This is a genomic window from Pseudomonas sp. H2_D02, from assembly GCF_054677635.1.
On the sequence record NZ_CP162816.1, the window covers coordinates 5,496,075 to 5,518,773 of the forward strand.

Genomic DNA, 22,699 nt, shown 5'->3' on the forward strand with positions numbered 1-22,699 from the left:
AAAAATAAAATAATTTTTTGCATTCCAAAAAACCCTCGACTAGGTTTTCAGCCACTTGCCCAGGCATCGTGCCGGCGAGTTTTTGCGGTGCCGATTCAGCCGGGTTCCACTCGCCGAATCGGCCCGCGTTTTCCGCAAAAGTCATCTAGGAGATTCACTATGCAAGCACTGGACAAAGACTTGGAAACCGAACTGCAACTGGACGAATGGTTCGAGGCACCGACCCATGAAGCCGCCGTTGAAATGATGCAAGCCGACGCCGTCGTTCCGTTCGGCACGGCGATGTGGCCTCTGTAAGCGATACCCGGCGGAGCTGATCCGGCCGGTCGGCTCCGCATCCTGCTGCCAGGAAGCCAAATCAATCGTCAGGGAAGAATAAGCATGGACACACAACGAGCCATCTCACATTTCCTTTACTACCTCGAACATCATCCTGCCCTGGCCGGCATCCAGTCCGCCAAGGTATTGCTCGGCCACACCGCCGATTACGAAGCGTTGGCCGGCAGCATTGCAGAACAAGCCGGGAGCACTTCGCCGTTCAGGTTCAACGCCATGCGCCTGGACCTCGAACCCACGGAACGCCTGTCCCAGGCCATTGCCGACAGCGATCTGTACATTTTCTTCTACGACTCATCCACCCTTCCCAACCCACGCCCCGATGGCCCGGACTTTGTCCGCGCGCTGCAGGGCGTAATGGCGGACAACTGGAAAAAATCGCTGTTGTTCAAAGACTATGGCGACTATTTCTACGACACTTTCAGCGTCATTCCCCAACGGATCGCCGGGCTCAATAGCCACCTGATCCGCCGCATGTCCCAGGCTACGACGTTGAGCTTCGAAGATGAGCACGGCTCGTATTTCGACACCGCGCTGCACAACGTCAAGAAGTGGACCGACATCAATGGCGTCGGCAACTACGATCTGGCTCCCGGCGAAATCGCCACCCACAGCGACACCATCAATGGCCGGGTGAAATTCGTCGGGACTTTCCTGAGCACGATTCCCTTCGCACGCAAATATGGCGTGCTGCAGTCGCCGCTGGAGCTGTGGATCGAAGACTCCACGATCCAGAAAATCGCCACCGATGTCCCGGGTCTGGAACACGATTTCAACCGGTACCTGGACGCCAACCCGTCCAACCGGCGCATCGAAGAACTGGGGATCGGCACCAACGAAGGGGTCAAGAGCCTGTACGCTCGCAACGCCGGTTTCGAAGAGCGCCATTGCGGCCTGCACCTGGGGCTCGGTGGCGGCGCCAAGGGCAGCCATCACCTGGATCTGATTTTCGAAAGCGGTGTGCTGGCGCTGGACAAAGAGCCGATGTTTGATGGGCGGTTTGTGCTTTAGGGGCAGCTTCGAGCGGCAAGCTTCAAGCGGCAAGAAAGGGCCGGCAACCTTCCGATAGCGGAGGTATGACTGGCCTCTTCGCGAGCAGGCTCGCTCCCACACTCGATCTTCAGTGAGTTCAAAATCTGAGTACGACACGAATCCTGTGGGAGCGAGCCTGCTCGCGAAGACGGACTCAAAGGCACTGCATCACTAAAGCCAGGCCAAAAAAAAACGCCAACCCAACGGTCGGCGTTTTTTCTTGCAGCTTGCAGCTAGAAACTCACAGCTGCCTCACTCCGGCTTACGACGCCCAAACCCCGGACGCTGTCCCGAACCTGCCGGGGCACCACGGCGCTTGCCCGACGGTGCATCGCGGTCAGCCAGGATGATGCCCGGACGCTTTTTCGGCGCAGGCTTGGCCGGGCGCTTGGTGTCGGCCGGGCGATCCGCCACTGGCGTACCGCGACCAGCCGGGGCTCCACGCCCTTCGCCACGCTCGGTACGACCATTGGCCGGACGTGGCGCACGCGGGCCACGCTCGCCGTCCTGACGCGGTGCAGGCTTGCGGGCCGGACGTTCGCCTTCGATCTGCGGCTCGCGGGAAGGACGCGGGCCGGTCGCTACGCCGTCGGCCGCCGGGCGCAGTGTACGCACGCGCTCGGTCTTGCCCATCGGACGCGAGGACTTGCGCTGCATCCGCTCCAGCTTGTCCTTGCTCTTGGCGGTCATCTGCGGCATTGCCACAGGCTTGAGGCCCACTTCGGCCGCCAGGATGTCGACTTCCTGCTGGGTCATTTCACGCCAGCGGCCCATCGGCAGGTCGGAGTTGAGGAACACCGGGCCGAAACGCACACGCTTCAAGCGGCTGACCACCAGACCCTGGGATTCCCACAGGCGCCGCACTTCACGGTTGCGACCTTCCATCACCACGCAGTGGTACCAGTGGTTGAAACCTTCACCGCCCGGCGCCTGCTTGATGTCGGTAAAACGCGCCGGGCCGTCTTCCAGCACGACGCCGGCCTTGAGACGCTCGATCATCTCGTCATCGACTTCGCCACGCACACGGACGGCGTATTCGCGGTCCATCTCGTAGGACGGGTGCATCAGACGGTTCGCCAGCTCACCGTCGGTGGTGAACATCAGCAAACCGGTGGTGTTGATGTCCAGGCGACCGATGTTGATCCAGCGGCCTTCTTTCGGACGCGGCATCTTGTCGAACACAGTCGGACGGCCTTCCGGGTCGTCACGGGTGCAGATCTCGCCGTCGGGTTTGTTGTACATGATCACGCGGCGCACCGTTTCGGCGGCCTCTTCACGCTTGATCACCTTGCCATCGATGGTGATGGCGTCATGCATGTCGACGCGCAGGCCCAAGGTGGCGTCTTTGCCGTTGACCTTGATGCGGCCCTGGGTAATCCAGGCTTCCACGTCACGGCGCGAACCGACGCCGATGCGGGCGAGGACTTTTTGCAGTTTTTCGCCTGCTGGGCCGATTTCCTGGCTGTCGTTCTGGTCTTGGTCGTTCATTTCTGGGCACCTCCCGGTGTGGTCGAGCCAGGCTTGGCCTGACACTTTGAAAACAGGTCTTTCGGCGAAGGGATCGCCAAAGGGTCGCGAATCATACGCTCGTTGAGGTGATTGCGCATCAGAGACTAGCTGATCGAAATGCCCTTGGTGCTTTTTCCGCCGATCGGTGGCACCCGACTTAATGAAGGCCCCTGTGGGACGGCGGTGGATCAGCCAGTGTTTGCAAACCAGTTGAGTCAGTCGTCGAACTGGCGCCGTTCGTTTTCGATCGCTTCAGCCAGGGCGCGGGCCTCGGCCTCTTCATCGCTCAGTTCGGGCTCAGGCGGCGCAAGGGCGGCGACGGCGGCCAGCAATTTTTCCCGGGCTTCGGCGACGCCAAGGATGTCCTCCTCCGGCTCGGGCTCGATTTCACTGAGCGGCGTCGGTTCATCCGCTTCGTCTTCGAGGCCCGGCTCCTCACGCAGCAGGTCGTCGAAGTCGGTCTTCAAGCCCTCCTCCATCGTGTCCAGCTCCAGCAGCAACGAATGGAAACTGGTCTCTTCCTTCGGCTCCTCAGGCTCGGCACTGGCGTCGGCCAGTTCCTGCAAGCCCTGGGGCACCGGAGCGTCGTCGAATTCCAGCATCGGCTCGGGTTCCAACTCCCGCAGTTCCGCCAGCGGCGGCAAATCATCGAGGTTCTTCAGGTTGAAGTGATCGAGAAAGGCCTTGGTGGTGGCGAACATCGCCGGCTTGCCCGGTACGTCGCGATAACCGACGACGCGAATCCACTCGCGCTCCAGCAAGGTCTTGACGATGTTGCTGTTGACCGCCACGCCGCGCACATCCTCGATCTCGCCGCGAGTGATCGGCTGGCGATAAGCGATCAGCGCCATGGTTTCGAGCAGCGCCCGAGAATAGCGCTGCGGCCGTTCTTCCCACAGGCGTCCGACCCACGGGGCAAACTTCTCACGGATTTGCAGGCGGTACCCGGACGCCACTTCCTTGAGCTCGAAAGCCCGACCCTCGCAGGATTTGCCCAGCAATGTCAGGGCTTTCTTGAACACGGCCGGCTCGGGCCGCTCGCCTTCTTCGAAGAGTTCGAACAGACGCTCCATCGATTGCGGCTTTCCCGAGGCCAACAGGAAAGCTTCAAGCAAGGGGGCCAGCTCGCGGGGTTCAGTCAGATTCATTGATTTGCTCGTTATTCGGCTCGGGCTCGCACGTGGATCGCTGCGAACGGCTCATTCTGCACCAGCTCGACCAAGGATTCCTTGACCAATTCCAGGACCGCCATAAACGTCACCACCACGCCCAGCCGCCCTTCCTCGGCGGTGAACAGCTCGACGAAGGGGACGAAGCCGCCGCCCTTGAGCCGTTCCAGCACATCGCTCATGCGCTCGCGGGTGGACAGTGCCTCGCGACTGACCTGGTGGCTTTCAAACATATCGCCCCGGCGCAGGACCTCGGCCATGGACATCAGCAACTCTTCCAGGCTCACGTCCGGCAGCAACTTGCGTGCCCGCGCCTCGGGGGCATCGAGCTTGGGCACCACCACATCGCGCCCGACCCGGCTCAGGCCGTCGATGCCCTCGGCGGCCACCTTGAAGCGCTCGTATTCCTGCAAGCGGCGGATCAGCTCCGCCCGAGGATCGTCTTCTTCCTCCTCGACTTCGGCCGAGCGCGGCAGCAGCATGCGCGACTTGATTTCGGCAAGCATGGCCGCCATCACCAGGTATTCCGCCGCCAGCTCCAGGCGCACCGACTGCATCAGCTCGACGTAGCCCATGTACTGGCGGGTGATTTCCGCCACGGGAATGTCGAGGATATTGATGTTCTGTTTGCGGATCAGATACAGCAGCAGGTCGAGCGGACCTTCGAAGGCTTCAAGGAAAACCTCCAGCGCATCCGGCGGAATGTACAGGTCCAGGGGCATCTCCATGACCGCCTGGCCATAGACCATCGCGAAGGGCAGCTCCTGTTGCGCGCCAGCCTGGCTGTCCACGCTGTCGACGGCGGTCTCCACAACGGACATTCAGGCCTCGACCATGAACGGCGTCGGGTCGCCGCAGCCGACGCGCACCACCTGCGGCTCCCCGTCGGCCAGATTGATCACCGTGGAGGCCTTCATGCCACCGAAACCGCCGTCGATGATCAGGTCGACCTGATGTTCGAGCATCTGGCGGATTTCGTAGGGGTCAGTCAGCGGATCGGTCTCGCCGGGCATGATCAGCGTCACGCTCATCAAAGGCTCACCCAGCTCCGCCAGTAGCGCCAAGGCAATTGGGTGGCTCGGCACGCGCAGGCCGATGGTGCGTTTTTTGGGATGCAACAACAGCCGCGGGACTTCCCGGGTGGCATTCAGGATAAAAGTATAAGGGCCCGGTAGATGGGCCTTGAGCAGGCGGAAAGTGCCGGTATCGATCTTGGCGAACAGCCCCAACTGCGAAAGATCGCTGCAGATGAGTGCGAAGTTGTGCTTGTCATCCAGCTGACGCAGGCGTCTGACTCGCTCGACGGCATTCTTGTCGCCGATCTGGCAACCGATGGCGTAGGACGAGTCGGTGGGATAAACCACCACGCCACCGCCACGGATGATTTCCACGGCCTGTTTGATCAGGCGCGCTTGCGGGTTTTCCGGATGAATCTGGAAAAATTGACTCACGTGTTCTACCTGTTCAGACGGCGGCGATAACGGGATCATGTTTGAATCTACACCATAGTGGTGGCAGATCTTCCGGCAACGGGCGATATTCGCCTATCTCGGACCAGCCCCCCGGGCCATGGAAATCGCTGCTAGCGCTCACCAGCAATCCAAACTCCCGGGCGAGGATCGCCAGGCTGCCGACCTGCTCGGCCGGCTGATGGCCATTGACCACTTCGATGGCATGGCCCCCTGCTTGAATATAGTCGGCTATCAGGCGGCGGCGCTTGCTGCGGGTGAAATCGTAGTGCCAGGGATGCGCCAGGCTGATCCAGGCGCCGCACGGCCCGCAGTGTCCCGACCGTCTCCTCGAGTGTCGGCCAGTGCTGCTTGACGTCCCCCAGCTTGCCGGCCCCCAGCCATTTGCGGAAGGCTTCGGCGCGGTCCTTGACGAAACCTTCGCGCACCATCCAGTCGGCAAAATGCGGCCGGGCCGGCGCGTTGCCGCTGTCGCCCAATTCCTGCTGGATCTGCCGGGCCCCTTCCAGCGCACCGGGCATGCCCTTGAGGGCGAGCTTGCGGCTGATCTCCTCGGAGCGCAGCCAACGACCATCGCGCAACTCGGCGATGGCCTGGACCAAGGGCGGTGCCGTCACATCAAAACCGTAGCCCAGTACATGAATGGTCGCCCCGCCCCAGGTACAGGACAGCTCGACCCCGTTGACCAACTGCATGCCCAGCGCGGTCGCGGCACTGCGGGCCTCGTCGAGGCCTTCGAGGGTATCGTGATCGGTCAGGGCCAGGACTCGCACGCCGTGCTCGAACGCCCGCGCCACCAGAACCGCAGGCGCCAGGGCCCCATCGGAGGCCGTGCTATGGCAGTGCAAATCAACATTCACGGGACTTTGTTACCTCAAATCAGCTGGCCCTATCGCGGCCAAGGATGTTTGTTATTATGCCGCCACATCCTGCTCCTGGCTGCCACTGTGAAACAATTCATCGATTTCATCCCGCTCCTGCTGTTTTTCATCGTCTACAAACTTGATCCCCGGACCGTCGATATCGCCGGCCACTCCTTGACTGTAGGCGGTATCTACAGCGCCACCGCGGTGCTGATCATCAGTTCCCTGGTGGTCTACGGCGCGCTGTTCATCTCCCAGCGCAAGCTGGAGAAGAGCCAGTGGCTGACCCTGATCGCCTGCCTTGTATTCGGTAGCCTGACCCTGGCCTTCCATAGCGAGACGTTCCTCAAATGGAAAGCCCCGGTGGTCAACTGGCTGTTCGCCCTGGCCTTCATCGGCAGCCACTTCATCGGCGACCGCCTGCTGATCAAGCGCATCATGGGCCACGCCATCAACCTGCCCGAGCTGATCTGGACCCGCCTGAACATCGCCTGGATAGCGTTTTTCCTGTTCTGTGGCGCCGCCAACCTGTTCGTTGCGTTCACGTTCCAGGAATACTGGGTCGACTTCAAGGTGTTCGGCAGCCTGGGCATGACGTTGCTGTTCCTGATTGGCCAGGGCATCTACCTGTCCCGTCACCTGCACGATGCCGACCCCACCACGCCAAAAACCGAGGACTGACATGCTCTACGCCATCATCGCCACCGACGTCGCCAACTCCCTGGAAAAACGCCTGGCTGCCCGCCCTGAGCACCTGGAGCGCCTGCAACAGCTCAAGGCCGGAGGCCGCATCGTGCTGGCCGGTCCCCATCCGGCGGTGGACAGCAACGACCCAGGCGCCGCCGGTTTTACCGGCAGCCTGATCGTGGCCGAGTTCGAGTCCCTGGCCGCCGCACAAGCCTGGGCCAAGGCCGACCCGTTCGTGACAGCTGGCGTCTATGCCAATGTCGAGGTCAAGCCGTTCAAGCAAGTCCTGCCGTAAATTTCCCCGGCGCGATGAGCCTTCCTGGCTCATTGCGCTCAATGGCTCATTGTTCTCGTCCGCCTGCCGACAACCTGTCTAATCTGCTAAATCTCGATTGGAATTCAGGAGCTGCAATGCGCAAAGGTCCGTTGTGCCTGTTGTTGGTCACGTTGGCGATCGGGGCGCCCGCCCATGGCGAGGAAACCTCCGAAGCCGGCCATTCGACGCCCTTGTCGCTGAGCGCAGGCGGCCAGATCGCCGAATTGCAGCAACGCTTGAAAGACAGCGAGCGCATGCGTGAAGAGCTCACCCAACAATTACAGAACACCAACGGCGAACGCGAAAGCGCGCTGGTGGGACGGTTGCGCCAGGAAAACCAGCGCTTGAAATTGCAGCTCAAGGAAGCCCAGGCCAATCCCCTGCCACGCCTGCTGACCGATCAGCAGCAATGGTTCGTGGTGGGCGCCGGGGTAGCGCTATTGGCCCTGCTCTGCGGTATCTTTGCCAGCGGTGGACGTAGACAACGTCGGCAATGGCTAAATTGAGTGAGTCATGAGCGAGCTGTTACTGATAGATGATGACCAGGAGCTGTGTGAGCTCCTCGGCAGTTGGCTGGGCCAGGAAGGTTTCCAGGTCCGCGCTTGCCACGATGGCCTGAGCGCCCGCAAGGCCCTGGCCGAAACCGCCCCGGCGGCGGTGGTGCTGGATGTGATGCTGCCCGACGGCAGCGGCCTGGAATTGCTCAAGCAATTGCGCAACGATCATCCGGAGCTGCCGGTATTGATGCTCTCGGCCCGTGGCGAGCCGCTGGACCGCATCCTCGGCCTGGAATTGGGCGCCGATGATTACCTGGCCAAACCCTGCGACCCACGGGAACTGACCGCCCGCCTGCGCGCCGTGCTGCGGCGCAGCCACCCGACGGCCGTGTCCAGCCAGATCGAACTGGGCGACCTGACCTTCAGCCCGGTACGCGGCGTCGTCAGCATCGACGAGCAGGAACAAACCCTCACGGTGTCCGAAAGCCGCCTGCTCGAAGCGCTGCTCAAGCAACCGGGCGAGCCGTTGGACAAGCAGGAGCTGGCGCAGCTCGCCCTGGGCCGCAAGCTGACCCTGTACGACCGCAGCCTCGATATGCACGTGAGCAACCTGCGCAAGAAAATCGGCCCCCACCCCGATGGCCGGCCACGGATCGTGGCGCTGCGTAGCCGGGGTTATTACTACAGCCTTTAAGGCACTGCGCCGATCTCTTGTGGCGAGGGGATTTATCCCCGCTGGGGTGCGAAGCGCCCCCTATTGCTGCCATTAAGGTATATCAGTTGAAGCCGTGGGGGCCGCTGCGCGCCCCAGCGGGGATAAATCCCCTCGCCACAGCAAGCTCCCTCGCCACGGGGATTAGTCTTCGCCCGCTGGATTTGTCAGGTCCGCACCAAACCGTCTTTACCCAAGCTTTACCCACCCCTGACCGCCGCTGACCTTGATCTCCGTAATCTGGACACATCCGGAACTGACCGGGAACGAGACAAGGAGAAACACCATGCGCAAGACCCTCACCGCCCTGATGTTCGCCGCAGCCCTGCCGACCGTCGCCATGGCCATGCCCGAAGGTCCTGGCCCGATGGGCCCGATGGACGGCCCGCGCCACGGTGGCCAGATGCATGACAGAGGTCCCTACAGCCAACTGGACCTGAGCCACGAGCAACGCCAGCAGATCCGTCGGATCATGGGCGAACAACGCCACGAACAACGTGAACTGGTGGACAAATACCTGGCCAAGCTGTCGCCAGCCGACCAGAAAGCCATGCAGGACGAAAGGGAGGCTCGGCACCAAAAAGTCGATGCGCAGATCCGCGCACTGTTGAAGCCGGAACAACAGAAAGAATTCGACGCGATCCAGAAGAAGCAGGCCGAACGTCGGGCCGAGTGGGCCGAATTCAAGGCCTGGAAAGCGCAACAGCCGCAAAAAGCGCAATAATGCCCTGAAGTACCACCAGCCCAACGGCACACCGCCGTTGGGCTTTCTTTGTTTTCGAGGATAAATCCGTGCGTTCATTGTTCTGGCGCGTCCTGGCCAGTTTCTGGCTGGCCATCGCTCTGGTGGCGGGACTTTCGATTCTGATGGGCCACATGCTGAACCAGGACGCCTGGATCCTCAGCCGTCATCCAGGCCTCAATACCCTGGCCGAAGAGTGGACGCAGACTTACGAAAGCCAGGGCGAAGACGCCGCGCAGGCCATCCTCCAACAGCGCAAGCGCCAGTATCACATCGACGTCCAAGTGCTCAACGAAAGTGGCGACCCGGTGGTGCGCGGCACCTTTCCGCACCGTGCCGCCGCGTTCGAGGCGCGCCAGAACAACGACGACCGACGCCTGCCCTGGCGGCGCCTGACCGACGAGTTCACCAGCGCCAAGACCGGCGACACGTACCTGTTCATCTACCGCATCCCCCACCCCGAATTGGACGCCTGGCACCGCGGCAGCTTGCTCTGGCCCCTCAGTGCCCTAGCGATTGCCCTGGTGGTACTGACCTTGTTCAGCCTGTTGGTGACCCTTTCCATCACCCGTCCGCTGAGCCGACTGCGCGGCGCGGTGCATGACCTGGGGCAAGCGGCCTATCAGCAGAACAGCCTAGCCAAGCTGGCCAACCGACGGGACGAATTTGGTGTGCTGGCCACGGATTTCAATCGCATGGGCGCGCGCCTGCAAAGCCTGATCGCCAGCCAGCGCCAACTGCTGCGCGACGTTTCCCACGAATTGCGCTCGCCCCTGGCCAGGCTGCGCATCGCCCTGGCACTGGCGGAGCGCGCGAGCCCCGAGGAGCGCGAAAAACTCTGGCCGCGACTGACGCGTGAGTGTGATCGACTGGAAGCGCTGATCAGTGAAATCCTGGTCCTGGCTCGCGTCGATGCCGACAACGCCAGTGCCGAAGAGGTCGATCTCAACGGGCTGCTGATCAATCTACAAAAAGATGCCCAGATGGCTTCGCCGGAGCAAAACGTGCAGTTGGAAACCGAGCCGGACCTGACCCTCAAGGGTTGGCCGACGATGATCGAGCGTGCCGTGGACAATTTGTTGCGCAACGCCCAGCGCTTCAGTCCGGACGGGCAGCCCGTCGAAATGCGCGCGGTGCGCCAGGGGGAGCGAATCCTGGTCAGCGTGCGCGATCACGGGCGGGGCGTCGAGGCCGAGCATCTGGGCCAACTGGGCGAACCGTTCTATCGCGCGCCCGGCCAGACCACTGCCGGTCATGGCCTGGGCCTGGCGATCGCCCGCCGCGCAGCCGAACGCCACGGCGGAGCGCTGGTATTGGCCAACCATCCCGAGGGCGGGTTCATCGCGACGCTGGAATTGCCGTTGGTGCCGGGGGCAGTAGTCCCCCCTACAGACCAACAGTGAACCCCCTGGCGAGGGAGCTTGCTCCCGCTCGGCTGCGCAGCAGTCGCAAACTGGTTGGCGGGATTTACCTGTTGCACCGCGGCGCCTGGTTTTGGGGCTGCTTCGCAACCCAGCGGGAGCAAGCTCCCTCGCCACAGGAAATCAAGCGCCCCGATCAAACCAAACGATAATTCCTCTTATTCAAACCGCCCCGCCCTGTTAGACTTTGCGCCCGCGTTTCACTCGTCCCGCAGGATTTCCAATGCCGTCGTTGCCTCTTCGCTTATGCGCTCTGCTGTTGGCCTTGGGCCTGAGTGCCTGCGATGACGCCCCGCGTTTTACCCAGGCCGAGCCCGGCGAAGCCAAGTCCGGTGGCAACGCGACGGTACGCAAGGCCGACCAGAATGCCTTTTCCCTGCCTTCGGCCAACCTGCCGCCCTCGCGGCGCGTGGATTTCAGCGTCGGCAACAGTTTCTTCCGCAGCCCTTGGGTGATCGCTCCTTCGACGACGACTGCCCGCGATGGCCTCGGTCCCTTGTTCAACACCAATGCCTGCCAGAACTGTCACATCAAGGACGGTCGCGGCCACCCGCCGGCACCCGATGCAACCAGCGCGGTATCGATGCTGGTGCGCCTGTCGATTCCCGATGCAGCGCCGTACGCCAAGGTCATCGAACAACTCGGCGTCGTGCCAGAGCCTGTCTACGGCGGACAATTGCAGGACATGTCCGTGCCAGGCGTTGCGCCGGAAGGCAAGGTGCGGGTCGATTACTCGCCAGTCCCGGTGCGTTTCAACGACGGCACCGTCGTGGAACTGCGCAAGCCGACCTTGCAGATCAGCCAATTGGGGTATGGCCCGATGCACCCCGACACGCGTTTTTCGGCCCGCGTCGCACCGCCGATGATCGGCCTGGGTTTGCTTGAGGCCATCCCCGACGACGCCATCCTGGCGAATGCGCAGGCTCAGGCACGGGACAAAAACGGTATTGCTGGCCGTCCGAACAGGGTCTGGGACGATATCCAGCAAAAGACCGTGCCGGGGCGTTTCGGCTGGAAGGCCGGGCAGCCGAACCTCAATCAACAGAACGTCCATGCGTTTTCCGGCGACATGGGCCTGACGACCAGCCTGCGTCCGTTCGACGATTGCACCGAGGCCCAGGTCGATTGCAAGCGCGCGCCCAACGGCAACGGTCCGAAGGGCGAGCCGGAAGTCAGCGATAACATTCTGCGCCTGGTGTTGTTCTACAGCCGCAACCTCGCCGTGCCGGCCCGTCGCGACGTGAACTCGCCCCAAGTGCTGGCGGGCAAGAATCTGTTTTTCCAGGCGGGTTGCCAGTCCTGTCACACCCCCCAATACACCACATCCGCCAACGCTGCCGAGCCGGAGCTGGCGAACCAGGTCATCCGCCCATACACCGATTTGCTGCTGCACGACATGGGTGAAGGGCTGGCTGACAACCGCAGCGAGTTCCAGGCCAGCGGCCGCGACTGGCGGACTCCGCCGTTATGGGGTATCGGCCTGACCGAAACCGTCAGCGGTCATACCCAGTTCCTGCACGACGGTCGCGCCCGCAACCTCCTCGAAGCCGTGCTCTGGCATGGCGGCGAGGCCCAGGCGGCGCAGCGACAGGTCTTGGCTTTCAACGCCGAGCAGCGCGCTGCGCTGTTGGCTTTCCTGAATTCCCTTTAACGTTATTTCCTGAAACGGGAGCCCGACATGTTCCGTCCCAAGCTGTTGTTCACCAGCCTCGCCGCCATCGCCCTCGGCGCCTGCTCGCCCCAGGATCCCCAGGCGGTCACGTCGGCTGCCATTGCCAAGCAAGTGATCCTGCCGACCTACAGCCGCTGGGTCGAGGCAGACCGGCAATTGGCGAGCAGTGCCTTGGCGTTCTGCCAAGGCAAGGAAACCCTGGAGACCGCCCGCGCCGACTTTCTCAAGGCACAAAAAGCCTGGGCCGAACTGCAACCGCTGCTGATCGGTCCACTGGCCGAGGGCAACCGTGCCTGGCAAGTGCAATTCTGGCCGGACAAGAAAAACCTGGTCGGCCGCCAGGTCGAGCAACTGGTCAACAGCGAGCCGCAGATCGACGCCGCCGGCCTGGCCAAATCCAGTGTTGTCGTGCAAGGGCTCTCCGCCTACGAATACCTGCTGTTCGACGCCAAGATCGACATGGCCGACAGCGCCCAGAAAGCCAAGTATTGCCCACTGCTTACCGCCATTGGTGAACGCCAGAAGCAACTGGCCGAAGAGATCCTGTCTCGTTGGAACACCAACGACGGCATGCTCGCCCAGATGAGCAAGTTTCCTAACCAGCGCTACGCCGATTCCCACGAGGCAATCGCTGATCTGCTGCGGGTCCAGGTCACTGCCCTGGACACCTTGAAAAAACTCGGCACGCCAATGGGCCGCCAGAGCAAGGGCGTGCCGCAACCGTTCCAGGCCGATGCCTGGCGCAGCCAATCGTCACTGCAAGGTCTGGAAGCCAGCCTGAGCGCCGCCAGGACCGTGTGGGTCGGCGTCGACAACAAAGGCCTGCGCGGTCTGCTGCCAAGCGACCAGAAGCCATTGGCGGACAAGATCGATGCTGCCTACGATGCCTCGTTGAAGCTGTTCGCCAGCAGCCAGCGCTCACTGACCGACATGCTCAACGACGACGCCGGGCGCCAGCAACTCAACGATTTGTACGACAGCCTCAACGTCGTCCACCGCCTGCACGAGGGCGAACTGGCCAAGGCGCTGGGCATTCAACTGGGCTTCAACGCCAACGACGGTGACTGATCATGTTTCGACGTCAGGCTCTGGCACTCGGCAGTATGCTGCTGGGTGCCGTTACCCTGGGCGGCTGGACGCTGTTCAAGCAAAAGGACAAGCGTGCGCTACTGCTTTCGGCACGGGACGATGGCGATGGCAATCACTTCGCCGTCGGCTATCGACTGGACGGCACCCGGGTGTTCGCCACCCGGGTCGGCCAGCGTTGCCATGACATCATCAACCACCCGACGCTGCCGATCGCGCTGTTCGTTGCCCGCCGTCCAGGCACCGAAAGCTATCTGATCGACCTGCGCGACGGGACACTGTTGCAGACCATCGCCTCGTTACCGAACCGGCATTTCTACGGTCACGCGGTGATCCACAAGAGTGGCGAGTGGTTGTACGCCACAGAGAACGACACCAGCGACCCGGGGCGCGGCCTGTTGGGCGTGTATCGTTTCGAAGGCGAGCGGCTGGTCCACAGCGGCGAAATCTCCACCCACGGCATTGGCCCTCATCAAGTGTCATGGATGCCCGATGGCGAGACATTGGTCGTTGCCAACGGCGGCATTCGCACCGAGGCCGAAAGTCGGGTCGAAATGAACCTTGACGCCATGGAGCCGAGCCTGGTGTTGATGCAGCGCGATGGCACGCTGCTGAGCAAGGAAACCCTCGCCCAGCAGATGAACAGCGTGCGCCATTTGGGCATCGCCAGCGACGGGACCATCGTCTCCGGCCAGCAATTCATGGGCGCCGCACATGAGCCGTCGGAACTGCTGGCAATCAAGCGACCGGGCCAACCTTTCCAGGCGTTCCCGGTGCCCGAACATCAGTTGCAGGCCATGGGGCACTACACCGCCAGCGTCGCCGTGCACAGCGAACTGCGCCTGGTGGCCCTGACGGCGCCACGGGGCAATCGCTTTTTCATCTGGGACCTGGACAGCGGCGAAGTTCGCCTGGACGCGCCTTTGCCGGATTGCGCCGGGGTGGGCGCGGTGGCCGACGGTTTCGTCGTGACATCGGGCCAGGGGCGTTGCCGCTATTACGATTGCCGGCAATCACAATTGGTTGCAAAACCGCTGGACCTGCCGGCGGGGCTCTGGGACAACCATCTGCATCTGGTCTGAGCGGGGGGCGGTGCCGGGCGCTATGACTTTTCAGAAGAGTCCTACGCCCCACCGTCCCGCCAGCATCTGGAATACCCCGAGCGCACAGGGTAATGTGCCCGCCTATCTGTATTTTCTCTCAGCTCTTTTCCAAGGAAGTGGAACATGCTGCGACGCCGCATGCTGATCATGTTGGGTGTTGTCCTGCTGGTGGTGCTGTTGCTGGCAGGCTACAAGGCCTTCTCCATCTACCAGCAGATCCAGATGTTTTCTGTCCCGAAACCGCCCGTCAGCGTTGCCGTGGCCAAGGCCACCGAGCAACCCTGGCAGTCTCGCCTGCCCACCGTCGGCAGCCTGAAGGCCTTGCAAGGCGTTGACCTGAGCCTGGAGATCGCCGGCACGGTGCAAAAGCTGCAGTTCGAATCGGGGCAAAAGGTCAAGGCCGGCCAACCGCTCCTGCAACTGGACAGCGAAGTCGAAAGCGCCCTGCTGGAAACCGCCCAGGCCGACCTTGGCCTGTCGCAGCTGGATTTCGGCCGGGGTCGACAACTGGTCGGCAGCCAGGCGATTTCCAAAGGCGAGTTCGATCGGCTTGCGGCCCAGTTGAAGAAGAACCAGGCCACGGTCAACCAGCTCAAGGCATCGCTGGCGAAGAAACACATCGTCGCGCCTTTCAGCGGCACCATCGGCATTCGTCAGGTGGACGTTGGCGATTACCTGGCCAGCGGCACGGTGATCGCCACCCTGCAGGACCTCAGTAGCCTGTACGTGGATTTCTATGTCCCGGAACAGACGGTGCCTCGGCTCGCCGTTGCCCAAACGGTCAACGTCAGTGTCTCGGCCTACCCAGGCCAGACATTCGTCGGCACCATCAGCGCCATAAACCCCAAGGTCGAGGACAGCACCCGCAATGTGCTGGTGCGCGCCACCCTTGCCAACCCCGATGGCAAGTTGTTGCCCGGCATGTTTGCCAACCTGCAGGTCGTCTTGCCAGACGTGGCCGCCGGCATCGTCGTGCCGGAGAGCGCCGTGACCTACACGCTCTACGGCAACTCGATGTACGTGGTCACCCAGAAGAAAGCCGCCGATGGCAGCGTCGAGAAAGATGACAAGGGCCAGCCGGTCCTGATCGCCGAGCGGCGCTTCGTCGAGACGGGTGAGCGTCGCGACGGGCAGGTCCTGGTGACCAAGGGCGTGCACAGCGGTGAAGACGTGGTGATTGCCGGCCAGCTCAAGCTCGACAACGGCACGTCCATCGCCATCAGCGACGACAAGACCCTGACCGAACAGAACAGCACGCCGCGCGCGGACTGATCAAGGAACCCCCATGGCTTTTACCGATCCGTTCATCCGCCGCCCGGTGCTCGCCACCGTGGTCAGCCTGTTGATCGTGCTGCTGGGCTTCCAGGCCTGGAGCAAGTTGCCCCTGCGCCAGTATCCGCAGATGGAAAACGCCCTGATCACGGTGACCACCGCCTACCCCGGCGCCAATGCCGAGACTATCCAGGGCTATATCACCCAGCCAATGCAACAAAGCCTGGCCAGTGCCGAAGGCATCGACTACATGACCTCGGTCAGCCGACAGAATTTCTCGGTGATCTCGGTCTATGCCCGTATCGGCTCCAACAGCGACCGGCTCTTTACCGAACTGCTGGCCAAGGCCAACGAGGTCAAGAACCAGCTGCCCCAGGACGCCGAGGACCCCGTTCTCAGCCGAGAGGCTGCCGACGCCTCGGCGCTGATGTACATCAGTTTCTTCAGCAAGGAATTGAACAATCCGCAGATCACCGACTACCTGTCACGGGTGATCCAGCCCAAACTGGCAACCCTGCCCGGCATGGCTGAGGCGGAGATTCTCGGCAACCAGGTCTTTGCCATGCGCCTTTGGCTGGACCCGGTCAAGCTCGCAGGCTTTGGGCTGACGGCTGCCGACGTGACCGATGCGGTGCGCCAGCAGAACTTTCTTTCTGCCGCCGGCGAAGTGAAAGGCGAGTACGTCGTTACCAGTATCAACGCCAACACCGAACTCAAGTCCGCCGAAGCGTTCGCCGCGATCCCCCTGAAGACCGCCGGGGACAGCCGCGTGTTGCTGCGGGACGTCGCTCGCGTGGAAATGGGCGCCGAAAACTACGACACCATCAGCTCCTTTGGCGGCACGCCTTCGGTATACATCGGGATCAAGGCCACGCCCGGCGCGAACCCACTGGACGTGATCAAGGAAGTGCGCAAGATCATGCCGGAGATGGAAGCCCAGCTTCCGACCAACCTCAAGGCCGAGATCGCCTATGACGCCACTTTGTTCATCCAGGCCTCCATCGACGAGGTAGTGAAGACCTTGTTCGAGGCGGTACTGATCGTCATCGTCGTGGTCTTCCTGTTCCTCGGAGCCTTGCGCTCGGTGCTCATCCCGGTAGTGACCATTCCACTGTCGATGATCGGCGTCATGTTCTTCATGCAGTTGATGGGCTACTCCATGAACCTGCTGACGCTGCTGGCCATGGTGCTCGCCATCGGCCTGGTGGTGGACGATGCCATCGTGGTCGTGGAAAACATCCACCGACACATGGAGGAAGGCAAGACCCCATTCGACGCCGCCATTGAAGGCGCGCGGGAAATAGCCATGCCGGTGGTCTCGATGACCATAACCCTCGCGGCGGTGTACGCGCCCATCGGCTTGCTTGAAGGCCTGACGGGGGCATTGTTCAAGGAGTTCGCCTTGACCCTGGCTGGCGCCGTGGTCATTTCAGGCATCGTCGCGCTGACCTTGTCACCCATGATGTGCGCGATGCTCCTGCGCCATGACGAGAATCCCACGGGGCTGGCCCATCGACTGGACGTGATTTTCGAACGCCTGAAAAACCGTTACCAACGCCTGCTCCATGGCACGCTCAACAGTCGGCCCGTGGTGCTGGTATTCGCGGTGATCGTGCTGTTGCTCATTCCCGTGCTGATCATGTTCACCAAGTCCGAGCTGGCACCCGACGAGGACCAAGGCATCATCTTCATGATGGCCAACGCGCCGAAGACGACCAACCTCGATTACCTGAACGCCTACACCGATCACTTCATCACGATCTTCAAGGAGTTCCCCGAGTACTACTCCTCTTTCCAGATCAACGGCTATAACGGCGTCCAGTCAGGCATCGGCGGCTTCTTGCTCAAGCCCTGGAACGAACGCAGCCGCACCCAGATGGAAATCCTGCCCGAGGTCCAGGCCAAGCTGGAAGGCATCCCGGGCCTGCAGATCTTCGGTTTCAACCTGCCCTCGCTGCCAGGCACCGGCGAAGGCTTGCCCTTCGAGTTCGTCATCAATTCGCCGAAGGACTACACGACGCTGCTGCAGATTGCCGAACGGGTCAAGAAACGCGCGCTGGAGTCCGGCAAATTCGCTTTCATGGACATCGACCTGGCCTTCGACAAACCCGAAGTCGTGGTGGATATCGATCGCGCCAAGGCCGCCCAGATGGGCGTGTCGATGCAGGACCTGGGCGGAACCCTGGCAACACTGCTGGGTGAGTCCGAGATAAACCGCTTCACTCTGGAAGGGCGCAGCTACAAAGTAATTGCCCAGGTCGAACGACCGTTTCGGGACAATCCGGACTGGCTGAACAATTACTACGTAAAGAATACCCAGGGCGAATCGCTCCCGCTGTCGACGCTGATCAAGGTCAGCGACCGGGCACGACCGCGCCAATTGAATCAGTTCCAGCAGCTCAATGCGGTGACGATTTCAGGCTTTCCAACCGTGAGCATGGGCGAGGCCATTGAAACCGTCCGCCAGATTGCCCGCGAGGAAGCTCCGGTGGGGTTCGCCTTCGATTACGCCGGAGCTTCGCGCCAATTCGTACAGGAAGGCAGTGCGCTGTGGGTGACCTTTGGCCTGGCGCTTGCGATCATCTTCCTGGTGCTGGCCGCGCAGTTCGAGAGTTTCCGGGATCCACTGGTCATCCTGGTCACGGTGCCGTTATCCATCTGCGGCGCGCTGATTCCGCTGTTCCTCGGCTGGTCGAGCATGAACATCTATACCCAGGTCGGGCTGGTGACGCTGATCGGACTGATCAGCAAGCACGGTATCCTGATCGTCGAGTTCGCCAACCAATTGCGCAAGGAACAAGGCCTGAGCCCGCGCGATGCCGTTGAGCAGGCCGCGTCGATACGACTGCGGCCCGTACTGATGACAACCGCGGCAATGGTATTCGGCATGGTGCCGTTGATCCTGGCCACCGGCGCCGGAGCGGTCAGCCGCTTCGACATCGGCACGGTCATCGCCACGGGCATGTCGATCGGCACCCTGTTCACGTTGTTCGTATTGCCTTGTGTCTACACCTTGCTGGCCAAAGCCGACAAACACTGAGACCTGTGACGGTGCAAAAAACAAAGGCCTCGCAAATGCGAGGCCTTTGTTTTGAATCAGGACGCTCAACTCTGAGGCTTCATGCCTTGGGACAGGCCAAACATGAACAGCAACAGATCGTTATCCGGTCGGATAGCATCCGTCGCCTTTGCTACTCGAGGCAAAGGGCAATGCGCGCCAACGGTGGAAGTATGGTTGGAGGCACTGAGGATCTGTGATCGGGGCTGCTCCCATACCGCGACCGCCATTGATGCAACTGCCAGGGCTCCGACTAGAAACAAACCTCTAGCAATTTCTAGTTTCATCGCTATAAACCTTTGATAGCGCTGCCAAACGCCGTCTCATAAAAGTAGACCAGTTTTTTCCAGTCGGAATCACGAAACGACGAATGGCGCCGCAGTTGCTTCATGTCGTGGGAGGCCGCGCTTCGGGCAGTCAGGCGTTGTCGGCATTTCTCGAAATCCAACAGGGCGACTTCGGCCTTCGCCGACTCGCCTTCTCCGGTCACGCGGACAAACACATGCTTGATGTAGAGGCATCCATGTTGCCAGCGGCCCTTGTGCATACGAGCCAGGTTTTCAGCCAACGACTGGAGAATACGGTCATGCACTGCTTCGCCATGACGTTCGCGTCCGCCTCCGGCATACCAGTATTCGATTTCCTGGAAGCCATCCATCGCGTGAGTCACCAATAGCGCACGCCACTTATGCACCGGGTCTCTTTGGGCGCCGCAGAAAAAAATCTGGGGAACCGTGACGTTGAGCTCGCTCAGAGCCGACAACGCACGCTGCTCACGCAGCACAGTCGGGCGACCAAACGGATGCATCAGGCTGCGGTAGATGTGCCCCGTCTGACGCTTGGAATACAACAGTTCGCCATTACTGCTGATCCGTTGTACGCCACTTTCACCGCCACGGCGCGTATTGGGCTCTTCCACCCATTCGCCGCGCTGATTCCAAAAATGATCGAAGCAACTATGAGAAGCCGTTGGGGCTCCTGCTGCCTGCACTGCCATCCCGTTACCCCTTGCGCAATACATAAACTCGCCACATGGCATAAAGCGGTAGGAAATCCAATTGTTCCTGGATCCGAAACCCGGCCTGTCGAAATTCCTCCTCCACCGTAACAGCAGGTAACACAAATCGGTTTTGGTAGCCTTTCTGCCCACGCTTTCGCTCCGCGCGTTTGCGTTTCCAGGCCTTGAAATTGCCATCGACCCACAATGAAACGATCACGCTGTCCCGGCTGACACGCTCGAATTCCCGCAGAATCGCCAGGCGGTGCGCGGGTTCACCGATGTGGTGGAGCAGGCGAATGCAAAAAATGCTATCGACGGCGTTATCAGGCAAGGCGATGTCGAACGCAGAAGTCTGCAAAGGTTGTACCCGTTTTACGACATCGGCGGGCTGAGCGCTCATTGCGGTTTGAAGCATGGCTTCGGAATTGTCCGCACCGATAATGACCCGGTTCGGTTTTTCGGCCAGCAAGGGCCAGAAACGCCCCGCTCCGCATGGCAGGTCCAGCACCAAGCCAGGCTCACCCGCCAGGGTCAGGGCGCGGCGTGCTAGTTGTTGGTCGCGATGGTGGGAGAGACGACGGCTCAATCCACTGCGATGCTTGAGAAAATATTGCTTGGCGTGCTGCTCGTCGTATTTCTCGGAAAAATCCAGCTTGACGGTCTTCGACATGGGGGCACTCCGTTACGAATGCCCAACCTTATGAACCGGCATGTCATCTCTTTGTGAAAAATCCGTCGCGAAAATTGACGAATCGTTTCAAGGTTTTTCAAGTACCAGTGTCAGCCCTTCGGATTCAGTTCTACCTCGAAACGGCAGCCATTGGGTTCCATTGTGCTGAGGCTGACCGTCCAACCCTGGTTCTCGCAAATCCGTTGCACCAACGACAGCCCCAGCCCCAGGCCTTCGCCGCGCTTTTCGTTCCCTCGCACGAAAGGTTCGAACATCGCCTCGCGCTTCTCCTCGGGGATGCCCACGCCGCTGTCTTCGACCACGAAACCTGTCGCGGTCAGCGAAACACGAATGAACCCCTGATCGGTGTAATGCAAGGCATTGCGCAACAGGTTGCCCATGACAGCTGTGAGGAAGGTGGCGTTATACGGTGTATCAAGGGGCTGCCCCGGTTCGAAGATCAACGCCAGACCTTTGGATTCGATAGGAGCGCGCCATACACCGAGCAGGTTTTCCGCGACCTGACCAAGCGTCAGCCGGGGTGCCATTCCGTTGTCTTCGCGCTGGGCCCGGGCAAGCATCAGGAAGGTCTGCACCAATTCGCGCATTTCTTCACTGGCCCGGTTGATGCGTTCGACCTGAGTACGCCCCCGCTGGTCGAGTGCCGGATTCTCCAACAACAGTTCGCAGGACGTGGCCAAGACCATCAATGGCGTGCGCAACTCATGGCTGACGTCACTGGTGAATAGCCGCTCACGGGTCAAGGCTTGGCGCAGTCGGCCCAACGTAGCGTCGAACGCCACGGCCAGCTCGCCCACTTCGTCGGCGGCATAGTCCGGGGCCAGCGGTGGCGCGAGTCCGAGGAGCTGGTCGCGATGCCGAACCTGGCGGGCCAGGCGCACGACCGGCGCCATCACCCGACGGGCCAACACCCACCCCAGGAACACTGCCAATGCGAGGCTGAGCACGAAGCCCACCAACACCACGGCGAACAGGACCCGTTCACGCTCCTCGAAATCGCTCTGGTCCTGCAGCAACACGTAATGCCGACCGTCTACGATCTCCACCATGGCGTGGTAGGACAGTTGTTCGCGAAACACCTCATGAAAGCCACGGTCGAGGTGACGGAGATCCTTGGGCAGCTCGAAGTCACCCGGGCCGCCGCTGAAATAGAACAACTGGTCGGGTTCGGGCCGATGACTCCAGTCGGAAACGCTGTCCATCAACAGCAAGCGTTGCAAGTCGCCGCCGAGCCCGGCGGAAATCAGTTTTTCTTCCACCAGATGGACCGTTGCCACGATGCCAAGGGCGAAGGCCCCCGCCACCAACGCGCTCATCAACGCGAACGCGATGATGATCCGCTGGGCAAGGCTTTGCTTAAACTCCATCGCGGCCCTCGGCCAAGCGGTAACCGACGCCGTGCACCGTATGCAGCAGCGGTTTTTCGAATGGTTTGTCGATCACTTGTCGCAGTTGATGCACGTGGCTGCGCAGGCTGTCGCTGTCCGGGCAATCATCGCCCCACAAGGCTTCCTCGAGTATCTCGCGACGCAGCACATGAGGACTTTTCTGCATCAGTACCGCCAGCAACTTCAGCCCTACGGGGTTGAGCTTGAGCAGCTTGCCTTCGCGGGTAACCTCCAGGGTATCGAGGTCGTAGCTCAGGTCGCCGACCTGCAAGGCGCGCCGACCACCGCCCTGGGCGCGACGCATGACCGCTTCGATCCGCGCCGCCAGCTCCGACAAGGCGAAAGGTTTGACCAGATAATCGTCGGCCCCGGATTTGAAGCCCTGCAAACGATCATCCAATTGGTCGCGCGCGGTGAGCATGATCACCGGCGTATCTCGCCGGGCATCTTCGCGCAGACGCTTGCACAGCGTGTAGCCGTCGATGCCCGGCAGCATGATGTCGAGCACGATCAAGTCATAGTGTTCGGTCGCGGCCAGGTGCAGCCCCGACAAACCGTCCTGGGCACAATCGACGGTGTAGCCCTTGAGCCCCAGGTAGTCGGCCAGGTTGGCCAGGATGTCACGGTTGTCTTCGACCAATAGAATTCGCATGGGCATCTCCTCTGCACACGTAGG

22 protein-coding genes and 1 pseudogene are annotated in these 22,699 nt (G+C 61.4%); 13 read left to right on the top strand and 10 right to left on the bottom strand.

Features of this window, described 5'->3' with window-relative positions; genetic code table 11:
* Positions 1-159: 159 nt before the first annotated feature.
* Positions 160-297 carry a hypothetical protein gene (locus AB4N42_RS25255; RefSeq protein ID WP_003178782.1) on the top strand — a complete coding sequence of 46 codons (138 nt, stop codon included), beginning with the start codon at positions 160-162 and terminating at the stop codon, positions 295-297.
* Between the two features lie 84 nt (positions 298-381).
* Positions 382-1,347, top strand: coding sequence for a leucyl aminopeptidase (locus AB4N42_RS25260; RefSeq protein ID WP_460115503.1), 966 nt, complete (start codon positions 382-384; stop codon positions 1,345-1,347).
* A gap of 273 nt (positions 1,348-1,620) precedes the next feature.
* Here the strand turns inward: AB4N42_RS25260 and rluB are convergent, their stop codons facing one another.
* From rluB to AB4N42_RS25285, 5 genes and pseudogenes are all read right to left on the bottom strand, one after another.
* Positions 1,621-2,856: a 23S rRNA pseudouridine(2605) synthase RluB gene (gene rluB / locus AB4N42_RS25265; protein ID WP_030142493.1), complete on the bottom strand. Its 1,236-nt coding sequence runs from the start codon at positions 2,854-2,856 to the stop codon at positions 1,621-1,623.
* A gap of 236 nt (positions 2,857-3,092) precedes the next feature.
* The gene (gene scpB / locus AB4N42_RS25270; protein WP_460115504.1) at positions 3,093-4,025 is read right to left on the bottom strand and encodes an SMC-Scp complex subunit ScpB; all 933 of its coding nucleotides are present in this window, start codon (positions 4,023-4,025) and stop codon (positions 3,093-3,095) included.
* Between the two features lie 11 nt (positions 4,026-4,036).
* The gene (locus AB4N42_RS25275; protein WP_167352838.1) at positions 4,037-4,735 is read right to left on the bottom strand and encodes a segregation and condensation protein A; all 699 of its coding nucleotides are present in this window, start codon (positions 4,733-4,735) and stop codon (positions 4,037-4,039) included.
* A gap of 132 nt (positions 4,736-4,867) precedes the next feature.
* A complete protein-coding gene (locus AB4N42_RS25280; protein ID WP_030142496.1) occupies positions 4,868-5,497 on the bottom strand; it encodes an L-threonylcarbamoyladenylate synthase in 630 nt (209 codons plus the stop codon).
* Positions 5,498-5,510: 13 nt separating this feature from the next.
* A pseudogene (locus AB4N42_RS25285) lies at positions 5,511-6,375 on the bottom strand (PHP domain-containing protein).
* 87 nt (positions 6,376-6,462) lie between these two features.
* On the opposite strand from AB4N42_RS25285, the gene AB4N42_RS25290 reads away from it, so the two are divergent.
* The 11 genes from AB4N42_RS25290 to AB4N42_RS25340 all read left to right on the top strand — a co-directional run bounded on the left by AB4N42_RS25290 (position 6,463) and on the right by AB4N42_RS25340 (position 18,926).
* Positions 6,463-7,059: a septation protein A gene (locus AB4N42_RS25290; protein WP_030142498.1), complete on the top strand. Its 597-nt coding sequence runs from the start codon at positions 6,463-6,465 to the stop codon at positions 7,057-7,059.
* A 1-nt stretch (position 7,060) separates the two neighbouring features.
* A complete protein-coding gene (locus tag AB4N42_RS25295; protein ID WP_460115505.1) occupies positions 7,061-7,360 on the top strand; it encodes a YciI family protein in 300 nt (99 codons plus the stop codon).
* Between the two features lie 116 nt (positions 7,361-7,476).
* Positions 7,477-7,887 (top strand): translation initiation factor 2, encoded by a 411-nt coding sequence (locus AB4N42_RS25300; protein ID WP_030142500.1) that lies wholly within the window; start codon positions 7,477-7,479, stop codon positions 7,885-7,887.
* 7 nt (positions 7,888-7,894) lie between these two features.
* Positions 7,895-8,572: a response regulator transcription factor gene (locus tag AB4N42_RS25305; protein ID WP_030142501.1), complete on the top strand. Its 678-nt coding sequence runs from the start codon at positions 7,895-7,897 to the stop codon at positions 8,570-8,572.
* 304 nt (positions 8,573-8,876) lie between these two features.
* Positions 8,877-9,314: a Spy/CpxP family protein refolding chaperone gene (locus AB4N42_RS25310; protein WP_030142502.1), complete on the top strand. Its 438-nt coding sequence runs from the start codon at positions 8,877-8,879 to the stop codon at positions 9,312-9,314.
* Between the two features lie 68 nt (positions 9,315-9,382).
* Positions 9,383-10,735 carry a sensor histidine kinase gene (locus AB4N42_RS25315; RefSeq protein ID WP_460115506.1) on the top strand — a complete coding sequence of 451 codons (1,353 nt, stop codon included), beginning with the start codon at positions 9,383-9,385 and terminating at the stop codon, positions 10,733-10,735.
* Positions 10,736-10,976: 241 nt separating this feature from the next.
* Positions 10,977-12,404, top strand: a complete 1,428-nt coding sequence (locus tag AB4N42_RS25320) for a di-heme oxidoreductase family protein (protein WP_460115507.1) — start codon at positions 10,977-10,979, stop codon at positions 12,402-12,404.
* 27 nt (positions 12,405-12,431) lie between these two features.
* Entirely contained in the window at positions 12,432-13,493 is a 1,062-nt protein-coding gene (locus AB4N42_RS25325; protein WP_460115508.1) for an imelysin family protein, read from the top strand.
* Positions 13,494-13,495: 2 nt separating this feature from the next.
* Entirely contained in the window at positions 13,496-14,593 is a 1,098-nt protein-coding gene (locus tag AB4N42_RS25330; RefSeq protein WP_460115509.1) for a DUF1513 domain-containing protein, read from the top strand.
* Positions 14,594-14,737: 144 nt separating this feature from the next.
* The gene (locus AB4N42_RS25335; RefSeq protein WP_217861393.1) at positions 14,738-15,886 is read left to right on the top strand and encodes an efflux RND transporter periplasmic adaptor subunit; all 1,149 of its coding nucleotides are present in this window, start codon (positions 14,738-14,740) and stop codon (positions 15,884-15,886) included.
* A gap of 13 nt (positions 15,887-15,899) precedes the next feature.
* The gene (locus AB4N42_RS25340) at positions 15,900-18,926 is read left to right on the top strand and encodes a multidrug efflux RND transporter permease subunit (RefSeq protein ID WP_030142507.1); all 3,027 of its coding nucleotides are present in this window, start codon (positions 15,900-15,902) and stop codon (positions 18,924-18,926) included.
* 65 nt (positions 18,927-18,991) lie between these two features.
* Here AB4N42_RS25340 and AB4N42_RS25345 read toward each other — a convergent pair whose 3' ends face one another.
* From AB4N42_RS25345 to colR, 5 genes are all read right to left on the bottom strand, one after another.
* Positions 18,992-19,231 carry a hypothetical protein gene (locus AB4N42_RS25345; RefSeq protein ID WP_030142508.1) on the bottom strand — a complete coding sequence of 80 codons (240 nt, stop codon included), beginning with the start codon at positions 19,229-19,231 and terminating at the stop codon, positions 18,992-18,994.
* 2 nt (positions 19,232-19,233) lie between these two features.
* On the bottom strand, positions 19,234-19,941 hold the full coding sequence (locus AB4N42_RS25350; protein ID WP_460115510.1) for a lipopolysaccharide kinase InaA family protein: 708 nt from the start codon (positions 19,939-19,941) through the stop codon (positions 19,234-19,236).
* Between the two features lie 4 nt (positions 19,942-19,945).
* Complete coding sequence (locus AB4N42_RS25355; protein ID WP_030142510.1) at positions 19,946-20,614, bottom strand: class I SAM-dependent methyltransferase; 669 nt, start codon at positions 20,612-20,614, stop codon at positions 19,946-19,948.
* Between the two features lie 110 nt (positions 20,615-20,724).
* On the bottom strand, positions 20,725-22,002 hold the full coding sequence (locus AB4N42_RS25360; RefSeq protein ID WP_030142511.1) for a sensor histidine kinase: 1,278 nt from the start codon (positions 22,000-22,002) through the stop codon (positions 20,725-20,727).
* Positions 21,992-22,675, bottom strand: a complete 684-nt coding sequence (gene colR, locus AB4N42_RS25365; RefSeq protein WP_030142512.1) for a two-component system response regulator ColR — start codon at positions 22,673-22,675, stop codon at positions 21,992-21,994. Before colR ends, AB4N42_RS25360 begins: the two co-directional genes overlap by 11 nt.
* Positions 22,676-22,699: the final 24 nt, after the last annotated feature.

Coding starts and splice junctions, on each gene's coding strand:
- scpB (WP_460115504.1), bottom strand. CDS start 4,025: ATGAATCTGACTGAACCCCGCGAGCTGGCCCCCTTGCTTGAAGCTTTC.
- AB4N42_RS25305 (WP_030142501.1), top strand. CDS start 7,895: ATGAGCGAGCTGTTACTGATAGATGATGACCAGGAGCTGTGTGAGCTC.
- colR (WP_030142512.1), bottom strand. CDS start 22,675: ATGCGAATTCTATTGGTCGAAGACAACCGTGACATCCTGGCCAACCTG.
- AB4N42_RS25350 (WP_460115510.1), bottom strand. CDS start 19,941: ATGGCAGTGCAGGCAGCAGGAGCCCCAACGGCTTCTCATAGTTGCTTC.
- AB4N42_RS25340 (WP_030142507.1), top strand. CDS start 15,900: ATGGCTTTTACCGATCCGTTCATCCGCCGCCCGGTGCTCGCCACCGTG.
- AB4N42_RS25300 (WP_030142500.1), top strand. CDS start 7,477: ATGCGCAAAGGTCCGTTGTGCCTGTTGTTGGTCACGTTGGCGATCGGG.
- AB4N42_RS25320 (WP_460115507.1), top strand. CDS start 10,977: ATGCCGTCGTTGCCTCTTCGCTTATGCGCTCTGCTGTTGGCCTTGGGC.
- AB4N42_RS25310 (WP_030142502.1), top strand. CDS start 8,877: ATGCGCAAGACCCTCACCGCCCTGATGTTCGCCGCAGCCCTGCCGACC.
- AB4N42_RS25345 (WP_030142508.1), bottom strand. CDS start 19,231: ATGAAACTAGAAATTGCTAGAGGTTTGTTTCTAGTCGGAGCCCTGGCA.
- AB4N42_RS25330 (WP_460115509.1), top strand. CDS start 13,496: ATGTTTCGACGTCAGGCTCTGGCACTCGGCAGTATGCTGCTGGGTGCC.
- AB4N42_RS25335 (WP_217861393.1), top strand. CDS start 14,738: ATGCTGCGACGCCGCATGCTGATCATGTTGGGTGTTGTCCTGCTGGTG.
- AB4N42_RS25255 (WP_003178782.1), top strand. CDS start 160: ATGCAAGCACTGGACAAAGACTTGGAAACCGAACTGCAACTGGACGAA.
- rluB (WP_030142493.1), bottom strand. CDS start 2,856: ATGAACGACCAAGACCAGAACGACAGCCAGGAAATCGGCCCAGCAGGC.
- AB4N42_RS25325 (WP_460115508.1), top strand. CDS start 12,432: ATGTTCCGTCCCAAGCTGTTGTTCACCAGCCTCGCCGCCATCGCCCTC.
- AB4N42_RS25260 (WP_460115503.1), top strand. CDS start 382: ATGGACACACAACGAGCCATCTCACATTTCCTTTACTACCTCGAACAT.
- AB4N42_RS25355 (WP_030142510.1), bottom strand. CDS start 20,614: ATGTCGAAGACCGTCAAGCTGGATTTTTCCGAGAAATACGACGAGCAG.
- AB4N42_RS25295 (WP_460115505.1), top strand. CDS start 7,061: ATGCTCTACGCCATCATCGCCACCGACGTCGCCAACTCCCTGGAAAAA.
- AB4N42_RS25360 (WP_030142511.1), bottom strand. CDS start 22,002: ATGGAGTTTAAGCAAAGCCTTGCCCAGCGGATCATCATCGCGTTCGCG.